This is a genomic window from Staphylococcus sp. GDY8P57P, assembly GCF_017892585.1.
Lineage (GTDB): Bacteria > Bacillota > Bacilli > Staphylococcales > Staphylococcaceae > Staphylococcus > Staphylococcus borealis.
The window spans coordinates 19,094-32,894 of sequence record NZ_JAESLK010000038.1 but is presented as its reverse complement, the minus strand read 5'-3'; the positions used below and the strand labels follow the sequence as shown (position 1 = coordinate 32,894).

11 protein-coding genes are annotated in these 13,801 nt (G+C 27.6%); 6 read left to right on the top strand and 5 right to left on the bottom strand.

Annotated elements, in window-relative coordinates; all coding sequences use genetic code 11:
• Positions 1 to 158 precede the first annotated feature (158 nt).
• Positions 159 to 1,565, bottom strand: coding sequence for a glycosyltransferase family 2 protein (locus KA878_RS11500; RefSeq protein WP_193839892.1), 1,407 nt, complete (start codon positions 1,563 to 1,565; stop codon positions 159 to 161).
• 546 nt (positions 1,566 to 2,111) lie between these two features.
• On the opposite strand from KA878_RS11500, the gene KA878_RS11495 reads away from it, so the two are divergent.
• From KA878_RS11495 to KA878_RS11480, 4 genes are all read left to right on the top strand, one after another.
• Positions 2,112 to 2,633, top strand: coding sequence for a hypothetical protein (locus KA878_RS11495; RefSeq protein ID WP_193839891.1), 522 nt, complete (start codon positions 2,112 to 2,114; stop codon positions 2,631 to 2,633).
• 292 nt (positions 2,634 to 2,925) lie between these two features.
• Complete coding sequence (locus tag KA878_RS11490; protein WP_193839890.1) at positions 2,926 to 3,096, top strand: hypothetical protein; 171 nt, start codon at positions 2,926 to 2,928, stop codon at positions 3,094 to 3,096.
• A gap of 458 nt (positions 3,097 to 3,554) precedes the next feature.
• Positions 3,555 to 4,211, top strand: a complete 657-nt coding sequence (locus KA878_RS11485) for an HXXEE domain-containing protein (RefSeq protein WP_193839889.1) — start codon at positions 3,555 to 3,557, stop codon at positions 4,209 to 4,211.
• A gap of 12 nt (positions 4,212 to 4,223) precedes the next feature.
• A complete protein-coding gene (locus KA878_RS11480; protein ID WP_193839888.1) occupies positions 4,224 to 4,871 on the top strand; it encodes a TetR/AcrR family transcriptional regulator in 648 nt (215 codons plus the stop codon).
• 407 nt (positions 4,872 to 5,278) lie between these two features.
• Here the strand turns inward: KA878_RS11480 and KA878_RS11475 are convergent, their stop codons facing one another.
• Together KA878_RS11475 and KA878_RS11470 are read right to left on the bottom strand one after the other, a co-directional pair.
• On the bottom strand, positions 5,279 to 6,529 hold the full coding sequence (locus tag KA878_RS11475) for an FAD-dependent monooxygenase (RefSeq protein WP_193839887.1): 1,251 nt from the start codon (positions 6,527 to 6,529) through the stop codon (positions 5,279 to 5,281).
• A gap of 124 nt (positions 6,530 to 6,653) precedes the next feature.
• The gene (locus KA878_RS11470) at positions 6,654 to 7,259 is read right to left on the bottom strand and encodes a TetR/AcrR family transcriptional regulator (protein WP_193839886.1); all 606 of its coding nucleotides are present in this window, start codon (positions 7,257 to 7,259) and stop codon (positions 6,654 to 6,656) included.
• 161 nt (positions 7,260 to 7,420) lie between these two features.
• Between KA878_RS11470 and KA878_RS11465 the strand changes: the two genes are divergently transcribed.
• Positions 7,421 to 8,680: an ABC transporter permease gene (locus KA878_RS11465; RefSeq protein WP_193839885.1), complete on the top strand. Its 1,260-nt coding sequence runs from the start codon at positions 7,421 to 7,423 to the stop codon at positions 8,678 to 8,680.
• Positions 8,681 to 9,190: 510 nt separating this feature from the next.
• On the top strand, positions 9,191 to 10,000 hold the full coding sequence (locus KA878_RS11460) for a DUF6994 family protein (RefSeq protein WP_193839884.1): 810 nt from the start codon (positions 9,191 to 9,193) through the stop codon (positions 9,998 to 10,000).
• 342 nt (positions 10,001 to 10,342) lie between these two features.
• Here KA878_RS11460 and KA878_RS11455 read toward each other — a convergent pair whose 3' ends face one another.
• Positions 10,343 to 12,346 (bottom strand): restriction endonuclease, encoded by a 2,004-nt coding sequence (locus KA878_RS11455; RefSeq protein ID WP_193839883.1) that lies wholly within the window; start codon positions 12,344 to 12,346, stop codon positions 10,343 to 10,345.
• A 158-nt stretch (positions 12,347 to 12,504) separates the two neighbouring features.
• Entirely contained in the window at positions 12,505 to 13,470 is a 966-nt protein-coding gene (locus KA878_RS11450; RefSeq protein WP_193839882.1) for a hypothetical protein, read from the bottom strand.
• Positions 13,471 to 13,801 lie beyond the last annotated feature (331 nt).

The following is a 13,801-nucleotide window of genomic DNA, read 5'->3' as shown; positions in this document are numbered from 1 at the left end:
TGGGGTTCGGGGCCCCAGCAAAGAGAATTTCATAAAGAAATTCTACAAGCAAAGCAAGCTGGGAGTGGGACAACGAATTTAAAAAGAATTCTGTCCCACTCCCATATTTTTGTCTAATCTTATTGACTATTCTAAGATAATTATGTTTTAACTTTTAATTACTTCTTAATATATCCTAAATTACCACCAACTGTTTCATAAAAGTCAAAACGCATGCCCGATTTAATGACTGAACCATTTAAATCTTTATCATAAACTGTAAGTGCCAATTTCCCTTTAGGTAAGTGATCTGTTTTAAACTGAACACTATATTCTCCAGATTTGAAACGACTTTTCTTAATATCTATTACAATAAACTGAGTTGGGTCTTTTCGATTTTTAACTTCAAGATATTTTAAATCTGCATTTTTAGAAAGTAATTTTAAGAAAATCTTATCATGCTCTTGCTCGATTTTTAGCAATGTAGGGTGCATTCTTTTTTTATAATGTTTCCCTTTAAATGAGTAATAATAGATATCATTTTTCTCATGGAGCGGCTTTTCATCTTTTTTAAGATAAAAGTTAACGAAATTTAAAATGGCTTCTTTATCACCTTTGCGTATTAATTCTATTGCTCGGCGATTTAAATCATCATCTACATAATCTAAAGGATTGAAATTCTCTTCTATCATTTGAATAATATTTTGGAAAATAGGCAGTAATTCATCTATGTTATTAATAAAACGTTTTTTATAAAATTTAGCTTCTAAAATATCTTTATTAATAATACGGTATAGTAAATTAGGCATTAACTTATTATGTTTATATTTATTCATTAAATGTTTATAAGCTTCGCCTTGCCATTTCATTCGATTAATATTTGTAGAACTTTCTGATTTAACTAAAGAAATATTATCATCATATCGATTAGCACAATAAACAACATCTTGTGTCGTACTAATGCGCTTCGTATTGAAAAATACTTCAGCAAAGAATTGTAAATCTTCTCCGAAAATCATTTCTGGAAATTGAATATGATTCTTTTTAATGACGCTTGCTTTAATCATACGTCCAGCAGGTGCTAAATGATAAAACGATTTTTTAAAATATTTTAAATCTGCTTTGTTATATGCAAGTTTAGATAACGCCACGCCACTTCTAGCAATACGGTCACTATGCACATATTTTGTTAAACCAGTAGCATAGTCTGTCTTATTTGTTTTTAAAAGTGTATATAGCTTTTTCAAAGCATCCTCAGGTAACCAATCATCACCATCTATAAAAATAATATATTTCCCTTTGCTTAATTCGATAGATAAATTACGTGGTTTAGCTGGCGTACCCGAATTGGCATCTAATTGAACAAACTTATAATTAGCAAAGTCTTCTATTTTTTGACTCACAATATCGAAAGTTTGATCAGTTGAACAATCGTCCACCACAATCACTTCGAAATCTTTCATATTCATTGTTTGTTTCAAAACACTATCTAATGTTGTACCAATAAACTTTTCTTTATTATAGGTACTTATTAGTACACTTACCTTAGGCCTGTGATTAATTTCTTTATTTTTTATAATCTTCATTTCTATTCCCCTTTGATTAATCGTTATTTTGTTTATGTAACGTATTCACTATTCTTAAATAATCATAAAGTTTCAAAACATCGTTTATGAAGGTAATCACATAATGGATGTATTCCATCTGTTAACTCATTATCATGAGAAATTACGTGTTACCAATAACAACGATGACCCTTATATCCCATTTAGTTTTGAATTATCAGTTGAACACACACTTCACCGGGATGTGATAATAACATGTGTTCATACTATTAAATTACTTTATTATATATGACACAATACAAATAATAATTTGATTTCTAGTTTTAGTCAATAATATATAATAAAATTAACTTTATTTATAGTATATTTTATATTAATATATTTTTACTTAAACAAAATAATGGCAGGCTAGTTAATTGTATCGTCACCTTAATTAGTAGCAATGTGGCGAATCAAAAAGCGTAACACGATACTAATTTTATTTTAAAAAATCAAAAATATAGTAGATAATTCAATAATTAAAAGATAAAATTTAATTGTTGAATTCATAAATTAAAGGAGTCTAGTATGCAAAAAATTATAAATATATTAATTATCGCTATTCTGTCGGTCATTCTCATAGGGTTAGTCGTATTCGGTGTAAGTTTTGGTAAGGATATCTTAACTAAAGAGAATACAAAAACAGAAAGCGCAGCTAAAAACAAAGAAAGTAAGAAGGATAAAAAAGAAAATATAGAAACCGATAACTCACAAGAAATTAATACTGACTATCAAAATACTCAACAAAATAACACTTCAGCTGAAACAGCAATTAATGATACTCAATCAAATACAACAAATAATGTTACAACAAATGAAGTCAGAACCAACGAAAATGGTGAGGTCATACATAAAACAAAGCATGGGATTGATTACATTGGTGAGTTTAATTCTCCACAAGAAGAAGCTGAATTTGAAAAAGACGTAATGTCTCAATCAGGTGGTGGCTATACACCAGATGAATATAAAACAGATTATGAGAAACAAAAAGAGGTATATGAACAAGCAGCCCGAGGAGAAATTGAAGAGCCTGGTGCTAGAGTACATTAATAATAAATAGATAAATTAAATTATTAATTATATAAATAAAGGAGTAACGCATGAAAAAAACGATTAATATTCTTTTAATTGCAATACTATCAATCGTAATTTATTGATTTAGTGCTATTTGCAATAAACTTTTCTAAAGATACATTCATTATTGATAATACAAAAACTGATACTACTACCAAAAATCAATTAAAAGAGAAGAACAATAAAAATTAACTCTGATGACCAAATAGAAAACGAAACTAACGCTCAACAAAACATTGATCATAACGAAGAAAATCCAAATAATATTATGCGATTTGATACTAATAATGATGGAATTATTACTAGAAGTGAAACAAATAGTAATCCTGAAGCTTTAGATGCCGAACACAAGGGGCATTTTCAACCTGAACCTGATGGATTACCTGACGATCCAGAAGGATACTTTTTAACTGATAAGCAAAAAAAGATAAAGGATTAAAATAGTATAATAAATCCTAATATTATAGGTTATTAAATTAGAGAGGTGTCTTAAACACTTCTCTTTTTCTTATTATAAATTCGCCTTTAAATCTACGAATAAACATTAAATATTTCTTATATTTGAATTTGAAATAATCAATAATATAACTCTTATCTTTTCTATAATCGAATAACAATTATATATTCGACAAATGTAAGTTGCTCAAGATTACCTACTCCTCATATAAACATGCCGTTATACATAACAATTACTCTAACAACGCTAAAATCCGCAATATCCCTTTTAAAAATTATTAAATCAAAAATAATTGATACTAGACTGAATATATCCCTTTTTTTTATGAACTTAAGTTCAATTACTAATAACATAAAACTCTTTTTTAGTAATTACGTGACAAAAGAAAAATAATAATATATAGTTAGTAAGTAATCACTTACCAAAGAGGTGTAAACATTATGAATTTTATTCGAAATCACTGGTATTACTTCACAATTTTTATTTTCGTAGGGTTATCATTTTTCATGGGCTTTTATGGTCATGCAAAACTAAGTTCAATTCAAATTATTCTAATGTATAGTTTGATGGCATTATCTATTCATCAATTTGAAGAATATGTTTTCCCAGGTGGCGGTGCACCTGTTATTAATAAAGCAACTTATAAAGAAGATGAAGACTTCGACCATTATCCTGGTAATACATTATCAATCTGTATAGTGAACATTAGCGCTTATCTATTTTATGTATTAGCTATTATTTTCCCTCAATTTATTTGGCTTGGATTAGCCACAATGATATTTAATATAATGCAGGTATTAGGACATGGTATATCAATGAATAAAGCTTTAAATACATGGTACAATCCGGGATTGTTTACAAGTGTTTCTCTTTTTGCACCTATAAGCATTTATTACATTATTTATATATACAATGAACACTTAATAAATATTTATATATGGATTGCCGCTATTATTACCTTCTTTATAATTTTAGTAGTAACTATCATTTTACCTGTCCAAGCATTAAAAGATAGAAATACCAAATATATCATTTCAGATTGGCAAATTGAACAATTTAAAAAAGTAATAACTTTTGCCCAAAGAAAGGATAACTGATAGGAGAAATTTATGGATTATTCTAACGATATTAAAATTGACCTAGAACTCATTTTAAAGAATGAAAAGACTACACCAGGAAAAAGAAAAGTACTCATTTCAAGTATTAACTTATTTTCTAAATTTGGATTTAATGCTGTAAGTACTTCTGAAATTGCAAAAAATGCCGGTGTAAGTGAAGCGACGATATTTAAATATTTTAAAAATAAACGTGGTTTATTGATGGCTATAATCACTCCAATTCTTGAGCATTGCCTTCCATCTTATGAAAATATATTCGCAAATCAAATAGCGAAAAAAGAAAATTGTGATTTAAAAACTTTAGTACATCTCGTTGTAAATGATCGTATTCAGTTTTTAGAACAAAATAAAGATGTCATAACAATCATATTAAGCCAAATTTTAGTCGATGCTGATATTAGAGATAATTTAATAAAATATTTAGAAAACAATCATTTCGACAATGCATCTAAAATTTTTAAAGTCTTTCATAATACTCAAGAACTAGCGTCTGATATAGATTACAATTCTTTACTAAGAATTTTTATGGGACAATTACTAATTAACTTCACACAAATATATGTATTTAATGTTAAAGATAATCAACAAGAACAGTTAGTTTCACAAATATACAGAGCATTAAAATCTAAGGATAATTAATTATAGTTTATCCAAATACTTTCTTTACTCAGAAATTGTTTTAAAGATTGAAATCTATTTAAATAACTCCATAAAATCGGGTTAATACCTAACTTTATGGAGTATATTTATATAATTATTTATTATTTTTAGACATCTTATCGATTATAAATAAAACTATAATAACCATTATTCCTCTTATAATAGTTGTAAGCAATTCTCCCACTATTTCTAGGACTATAATAAACTTTTATCTAAAGTAGATATTAGCTAATTTAGTTTAAACCTTTTTAACCAAAATCTTATTCTAATCTTAAATATTTATAAAACATTTTAAATAATAATGAATTAGCCTAAAAAATAAAAATAGCAAAGCGTATTTACCATCGTAAATTGCTTCGCTATTTAAGTATTGGTCCTTATATATACTAAAGTTCTTTTGTAAGATCTGCATTACGCGCTTTTATGGATGGTGTATACTTTAATAAATTACCCAACAGATTACTTTTCATTAATGTTCTTCTTAATTTAACACTTTTCTCTCTATTTAATACTTCTTCTTCATTTATAGATACAAAATTTCTTCTGCCTGTTGTCGCACCTTGCTTTTGAAATTGTTTAACTTTGGGTCTTAATATACTTTCCCATTCATTTAATGCATACTCTATATTATCTGAGTGTTTTTGCAATGCTTTACCTAATAAATTAGCACCACCAAGTCCTAATGTTGCGCCCATTCCTGAATAGAGTGTTGGACACCATGCTGAGTCACCGACTAGTACGACACGACCTCGATGCCATGATGGCATTTTTACTTGGTCAGTTGTGCTAAATATGACGTTATCAGCTTGATCTAATTGCTCCAACGCAAATTCCATGTATTTACCATAAGGTTTCCCAAATACTTCTCTAATTCTTTCACGTGGCTCTTTTTTTCTTTCCGCTTGTGGATTATCCGCTTTATACGTAAATAATATTGTTGCTGGATGATCTTTAAACGTAAATATAGTAAATGATTTATTAACTTCATGTAAAATAACGCCTTGATCTATTTTTAAATCAGGTGGGTTTTCAGTTAGTTGATACGCACAAATCATATAATCTAATTCTTTAATATATTGTTCATGTGGACCAAATGCTAATTCTCTTACTTTAGAAAATACCCCATCAGCACCTATAACAAGATCATAAGAATTTTCAGATCTCATATTAGTTTTAAGGTTTTTAGTAGTAACGCTTACTTCAGATGAATTTTGCCAAATAGTATCTGGCACTGTATCAAATAATATTTCGATATCATTTGGCAACGCTTTATAGACAGCGTTCTCAATATCGCCACGCAACATCATCCATGGAGCAAAAGATCTCGGAATATCAGCAAATCCAAGCGTATAACCTGTTATACCATTTCTATCTATTGAGAAATTAACAGAAGTAGAACTACGTCTATCATGTAAGAATTGAAGTGCTCCTAAATCTTGAGCAGCATATCTACCAAGTCCAAATAGCGCCAAGAAATAGCCACCTTTACGCCGTTCTGAGGCTTTCTCAATGATGACAGGATCCCATCCTGCTTTTTTTAAAGCTATTGCTGAAGAAATACCACTAATACCTAAACCTACAATTAATACTTTTTTACTTTCTTTATTTGTTTTGTTATTTGAAACATTATTAGACATGTTACATTCCCCCTGTGTGTCTAATAATATTTACGAGTAACCTGTTATACAATAATCAAAAACCATCAATCTGTATGTTTAGTAACAAAAGAATAAAAAATGTTGCCAAAAGTACAGTATGATTTTAAGATTTTTTTGATAATTCTATGACTAATTGTTCTAATGGACCTGTACGCATGAGTATAAATAGATGATGCATGATTTCTTCTTCAGGAATTCTTTCTGAATCTAATACCCAATATTTAATTGTAGTTATGATAGCTCCAGAAATGTAACTGTGAAAATATCTAAAAGGTATATGATTGATGGTCATTTTATTATTTAAAGCAATTAATAAGTTTTGTGAAATCGTATCTGATAATTTTTCTTCTAATTTACTTTGCCTTTTTAGATTAAATAATACTTCATATAATTCAATATTATTTAAAACAATTTTAATGATGCTATTTGGTACATTATTGATAATCTTATTTAAATCACTAAACTCATTAATTTGTTGATTAGCTAATCTATCATAATCAATATTTGCTTTCATACGTTCAATTTCTTTATCTTCTAAATGGTTCAATAAATCGTATTTATCAAGATAGTATTTATAAAATGTAGCCCTATTAATATCCGCTTCATCCGCAATCTGTTGAATCGTTATTTCTTCTAAACTATATGCTTTTAAAAGTTGAATAAAGCCCTTCTCAATACTTGTAATCGTTCGTTTTACTCTACGATCCATAAACTCACTCCTATATATTAAATAACGACAACACTCCGTCTTATATTGTTGTTTAACATTCACATTTGACGTTATTGATTATTGAATCTCCTTCTCTGCCTATTATAATAACAAATAGAACGATAAACAACATGATGTTGTTAAATAAGGAGGAGATTTTATTGAAAAAGAAATTAGTGTGGCTCATCCCCATTGCAGTCGTATTAATTCTAATGATTTTAGCAACAGCTTTTTATCCTGCATATAATCCGAAGCCTAAAAATATACCAATAGCTATATTAAATGAAGATAAGGGTGTTGAAGTTCAAGGTAATTCAACTAACATTGGCAAGAACTTAGAAGATAATTTGAAGCTAAGTGATAATAAGACGTTGAAGTGGGAGGCCGTAAAAAATAGAAATGAACTTGAGCAAGGACTAAAAGATAATAAATATATTGGAGCTATCGTCTTTGAAAAAGATTTCTCTAAACATGCAATTAGTCATGCTCAAAGTAAAATTATGACTGAAAAACAACATGAGGTTAAAGAAAAAATCAAATCTGGTGAACTGTCACCACAACAAGTTAAAGCAATGCAAGCAAAAATGGGTAATGGTGATCAAGAAATACCAAAACCAAAACAAGCACATATCGAAACATTCATTAATCAAGGCAGTAATGGGCAAGTATCCAATATTGCTCAACAAGCACTAAGTAAAATTACAGAGAACCTTAATAATCAGATTAGTAAGCAAAATGTTGAGTTATTAGCAAAAAATCAAATAGATTTACCAAGTAAGCAATTTAATCAATTTGTGAATCCTGTCGAAGTTGAAACGACAACTTTAAATAAAGTTAAAGATCATCAAGGTAATGGAAATGCTGCTTCAGCAATGTTCACACCAATATGGTTTTCAGCAATGATTACTGCAGTTCTATCATTCTTTGCCTTTAAAAACAGAGAAAAATTAACATCACATAAAGATAAATTATGGTTTACAAGTAAAGTTATCCTATCAGTAACAATAGCTGCTTTCGCTGGTGCATTTGCTTATGTTTATTATACAGGTAGTGTATTGAACTTTAATTTTAATCATCCATTAGACACAGCAATATTCATAGCAATTGCCATATTAGGATTTGCTCTACTCATACTAGGCTTGATGGTATGGATAGGATTTGGCGCTATTCCAATATTTATCTTATATCTATTCTTCACAATTCAAGCAGTGATGTTACCTAAAGTCATGGTGCCAAAATTCTATCAAGATTATATTTTACCTTGGAATCCATTTTATCATTATGTAAACACTTTAAAGGAATTACTATATACCAGCACTAACTTAACTATGAACGGCACAGTATGGATGTTCATTGCATTTATTATATTTGGCTTGATATCACTAGTATCAGCCGTTTACGTAAAAAAGAAAAACAATTAATAGTTATTTGATTGAGTATAATTTTCATAAAAGGCCTCTATTTATTATGGAGGCTTTTTCTATTTCTTACTTTTCTGCGTATCGATTAACAATGCGATTTGAGTTTTTATCTAATGCTTTTTAATATAGATACTACATTATATAAATAGTATTTATAACTATATTGTGACTTTTGACATTCACAACGCTATCCTATACGCTTAACTTAATTAAATAAAAAGGGTGAACTGATTACATGATTAAATAATTCTATTTTGAATCTATGACAATGAAGGGTTTTTACTTTACATGCGTACTTTATTTGTAATGCCTTTTAATGTTATTTTCAGGATAGGATTATATACATGTAGTTTAACTTTAAGACTTTTTAAAGTGTACCTACGTAGACGTATGTCTCCTATTCTGAATGGAATAGGAAGCATTTTTTGGCTCTATAATAAATTGGACTGATGACAAAATTCATCAGTCCAATTTATTATAAAGCTACTATTAAAAAAGTGAGGTTAATTAATGAAACAATATGTTTATCAGAATGATATTAATTTAATAAAATCACTATATGAAAGTGAATTTTGGAAGATAGTAAAAAAAGATGCAGTTTATTACCATCAAAACAATAAATTAAAAAAAGATAACTCTTTGCGTAAACTCAAATCTTTAATTGAATCTATATATGTAGATCCTGATGGTATAGGTAAAGCACTCGTAGCTGAAATGCAAGATTTTTATAATGAATTTCAAGAAACGCAATACATTGATAATCCATACTATCTTAGTGTCAACAATCAAAAATGTAGCCTAGATGCCATCATTGGATGGAAACCACTATTCCAATGTAGAAAAGGTAACAAACAATGGTTAGAAGATTTAGAACTTATTAGAGGTAACAAAATGGGTCATTTGGCTTTTCCAGTACAAAAAAATTCCCTTAATCAATTAAAAGGCACTTTATTAAAAGATAGAATTGATTATGCTTTATTTGACATTAAATCATTTTATGAGAATGCAATCTCTCTAAAAATGCAAAAAGCTTATGAACAAGAAGCAACTCTAAATTGGTTAATGTCATTTGGTTCATTCAATCAATTTATAGATAGCATGAGATTAAGCTATTTTGTCTATAAAAACCCAGTTACTTTAAAATATGATGTTATTGATCTATCAATCCCATATAAAAATCATTCTACTCATTGTTTAAAAGGTATCCCCCAAAAAATAAAAATTGAAGATACCTATATTACCAATATACTCGATTATATTAAGGAATTTGGCGAAGAGTTATCTACTACTCATGTAGACTTAATGTATGATTATTATTAAATGAAAAGGAGTATCTTTCACAAACTATTAATTCAACTCCCTATAGAGTTTTAAATTACTAACTATTTTCGTTTCATCATTATCCATGTTCATCTTATAACTCTTTTAAACTTATTATTTTTAAAATGCTGTCCATACTTTCAAAATTCATTAGACTTTATTTGTACTCTTTCTTTACAGAAATGTATCTAAATATTGTTCATAATATAATACTCTTCTTTTATATTCGTGAATGAAGATGTTTTCAAAATTTAAATTTTTCATCAAAATAAAAATTACTTTTTAAATCAAAGGTCAAATTCAATAAAAGCGGTTAAAAAGCTTAAAATCATAAATAATGGCTTATTTTATTGATGCGGAATAGTAAAATCCAAATTTTAATTGAGCGTCAACTAAAGATCCTTTCGCATAATAACCATTTTTTTCCTTTCCTACACACCCAATTAATGGATTTGAAAGTAAATTTAACATATTATCTACTTCTTCTTTAGTTAAATCTTCATCATTAAACTCATCTATATTTTTTATAAGCATATAAATTTCACGTATAGTTAAAATACCCTTTGTAAATTCGTCATCACTATTTTCTATTAAAGTTTGTATAATAGATTTAAATAATACATTATATCTACGCATTCTATTATAGGTACTATCCAAAACGCTTATATCTACTTCTCCAACTTGATTAAATAATTTTTTATATTCAATTGCTTGTAAAGGATATACTTGATGCCTTTTTACTAATAATTCAAGATTATCTATATCTAATAATAAAACTTGATTGTTTTCAGCAAATCTTTTTAATCTTCCATTAAAATTTTTGCCAACTATTACTATAAAATCTGCATCATGCTTCTTCTTATGTTCTTTAAGCGCATCAAAATTCACTAAGTTTTCAGTAATTTTACCTTCCTTATTTGTCTTTGCTTCAATAGCTACTTTATACGTATAATCTGGAACTGTTCTAGCCGTTAATAAAATATCTGTAGTGCCTGATTGCGCTAACAATTTAGTTTTAAAACCTAGTTCAATAAATGTTTTTTCTAATAATTTTTCAAAATCGTGCGGATTAGAAGAATTAGTCGATGCTAAGCGAACTTCTTTTAATAAATTTTTATAACTCTCTTCATTATTTTTTAATAAACTATTTTCTTTATTTGCAGAGTTATTAATACTCATTTTACCTTTTAACACTGATAATAATAAATTCCCTCGATTTGATAATTTTAACTTTTTACCTTTATCATTCAAGATCAAATTAGCATTTTTTAAATGGGCTAGTCTTTCCCTAATTCTATCAAGTCTTTCAGAACTCATATTAAATTCAGTTACACCTCTGGCTATTAATTCTTTAGGTTCTTGAGGCGACTCTTCTAACACGAAAAGTATTTCAAAAATATATTTATATTCTTTGTTTATAAAGAATAACAGATACAAGTCTGGACGGTCAGAATTTAATAGTTTAATACCATAATCTGAAGCTTCATAAACCTTTTCTCCAATTCTATCTATAATTTTTAAATTAGTTAGAAATGTTAAAAAACTATTTACAGATGATTCCTTGCACTTGAACTCAATATTAATATAATTATTTAATGACTCTGTATCTTTAGCATTCAAAGTAAATTCTATTATGCTTAATATCAGTTCAGTTGCTTTTGATCTGCCTCCAGGAATATAACCTAATCCATCTTTTCTATCAATATTGTTGACGTTCCAACCTAACTCTTCAACCCATTCTGGTAATTTAATTAATTTTTCATTTGCGGTTATATCCTTAATATATTCAGATATATTAAAAGATTTCAAAGGTGGATATTTTTCTATAAAATTTACTCCCTCTTGGTTGATAACATATAATTGTTTATAACTCATTGAATTAATTAAACCTAAATCATTTAACCACGCTAAACGCTCATGAATCTGTCCGTTTTGTTTCCAAGACATATTATAATTTTCATTTGCATAGTTTAAAATTTCTCTAGTAGTTTTAGGTTCTCTTATAAAAAACAATAACTCAGATATATATTTCACATGTAATTGTATAAATTCAGATAAATCTTCCCTAAAACTTTCCTCTTCAAAATTTATTAAACTTTCTACTATATAATAATTGTTTTCATTGTCTTTTTTTATAAATTGATATCTTAATAGTATTTCTATGTAATGTTTTAATGTGTGTTCTGTTTTGCTGCCATCAATTTTTACAACAGTTTCAAGTTCTGAGTTAGTAATTATTTTGTGAAAAATAGTTTTTATTGTATCTACATACCCAAATTTAGATTGTGATCTAGGTATACGTGGTAATGCATTGAATTTCTGCTTCCATTTGTCAATTTCGTTCATCTTTTTCTCCTCAATATGTATAAATTTATTGTCTATCTGTTCCTATATACTAAAATAATATATGGAATCCTATCATTTATGATACGCTTCTGCTTATCGGTTAGTGATGAGGTTTTTGAACAAAATTGCTTATAATATAAAATAAGTGATAACTCTCCCTAATCTTTCACTAACTCAACTTTAATAGTTGACAATACATCTATTAGATACAAAAGTTTTATGCAATCAATCTTCTTAATTGATTCAATATCCATAATACCGTGCATTAATCTATTTCTATTAATGTAGTCTGGATCATCTATATCGTTATTAATACCATAATATTCTTTTATCAACTTAACAGTATATTGAGTGATAACTTGTTCGATTTCTTCCTCGTTATCGAGTAAATCTTTATTCAAAATCATATTTATACTTTTATAATTAGCTTCTCTTTCTTCCTGAAACGTATTATATATAGTTAAATAATCAATAGATGCTAATGCAAGCATAGAAGTTTCTGTATACCGCTTATTTTCAAAGTTATCTATAACCCTCTGTATATAGGATCTCTTTGGATAGTAAAAATCATTTTCAATAAGATTATTTTTTATGGTCACGTAATGGGATTTAAAAGTTACATAAATATCTTCATCAGTGATTTTGTGTTTTTCAAGATAAATATCATAGTAATCAGAAAAATATTCTAGTTTCATACTCAGCCTGTATTTCTCGCTATACTTTATGAATTCAATTAAACTTTCTTTTAATAAATTAAATGTTTTTTGTAACTTACTAATATCGATATTGGTCGTTATATTATTGATCAAATTCTTATGAACTTTAAAGCTATCATTTAAAGCTCTATTTACTTTAATTATATTACCCGCCATTAAATTATTTATTGTTGGTGCATGCTTTTGAGCTTTTCTCACTATATTCTCTATATTTGTTAAATGCGGTTTAATTCTAACTATATCAAAATTGGGTAATTTTAATTTAATAATAGCAGGCGAATAGTTATTATCTAGCCTCTTTATAGATTTATCTAAGTAGGGTAAAGATTTTTTTAAATGATTTGTATCCTTTATCCGTTTACTGGTATGTAGAATCCCTTTATATTTTACTAATTTAATTGATTTCATATCAATCACTCCATTACTTATTAGTAATCACAAATTTTTACCAAACACTTATCGATTATTATAAGAATGATTGAAAGAGATAAAATAAACTCTATAACTTGTTATATGCCTTCTTGTTTGGCTTTGTTTGTTGTGTAGGTATATTTATATATTTAGATAATCAGAAGCTCTTAGAAACGATTTAAATGCTTCATAAAGTTAACCCCCACTATTAAGCTAATAAATCTTTCCTGTTGGCTTTATGGTGGTGTCAAAACAACAGTAGGGCGTTAGATTTCTATTCAGGACTATCTTTCCTATACTCATTTAACACTTCTAGAACTTTCATAAG

Excerpts from the sequence above, each read along its gene's own strand:
- KA878_RS11500 (WP_193839892.1), bottom strand. The coding sequence starts at position 1,565 with ATGAAGATTATAAAAAATAAAGAAATTAATCACAGGCCTAAGGTAAGT.
- KA878_RS11495 (WP_193839891.1), top strand. The coding sequence starts at position 2,112 with ATGCAAAAAATTATAAATATATTAATTATCGCTATTCTGTCGGTCATT.
- KA878_RS11490 (WP_193839890.1), top strand. The coding sequence starts at position 2,926 with ATGCGATTTGATACTAATAATGATGGAATTATTACTAGAAGTGAAACA.
- KA878_RS11485 (WP_193839889.1), top strand. The coding sequence starts at position 3,555 with ATGAATTTTATTCGAAATCACTGGTATTACTTCACAATTTTTATTTTC.
- KA878_RS11480 (WP_193839888.1), top strand. The coding sequence starts at position 4,224 with ATGGATTATTCTAACGATATTAAAATTGACCTAGAACTCATTTTAAAG.
- KA878_RS11475 (WP_193839887.1), bottom strand. The coding sequence starts at position 6,529 with ATGTCTAATAATGTTTCAAATAACAAAACAAATAAAGAAAGTAAAAAA.
- KA878_RS11470 (WP_193839886.1), bottom strand. The coding sequence starts at position 7,259 with ATGGATCGTAGAGTAAAACGAACGATTACAAGTATTGAGAAGGGCTTT.
- KA878_RS11460 (WP_193839884.1), top strand. The coding sequence starts at position 9,191 with ATGAAACAATATGTTTATCAGAATGATATTAATTTAATAAAATCACTA.
- KA878_RS11455 (WP_193839883.1), bottom strand. The coding sequence starts at position 12,346 with ATGAACGAAATTGACAAATGGAAGCAGAAATTCAATGCATTACCACGT.
- KA878_RS11450 (WP_193839882.1), bottom strand. The coding sequence starts at position 13,470 with ATGAAATCAATTAAATTAGTAAAATATAAAGGGATTCTACATACCAGT.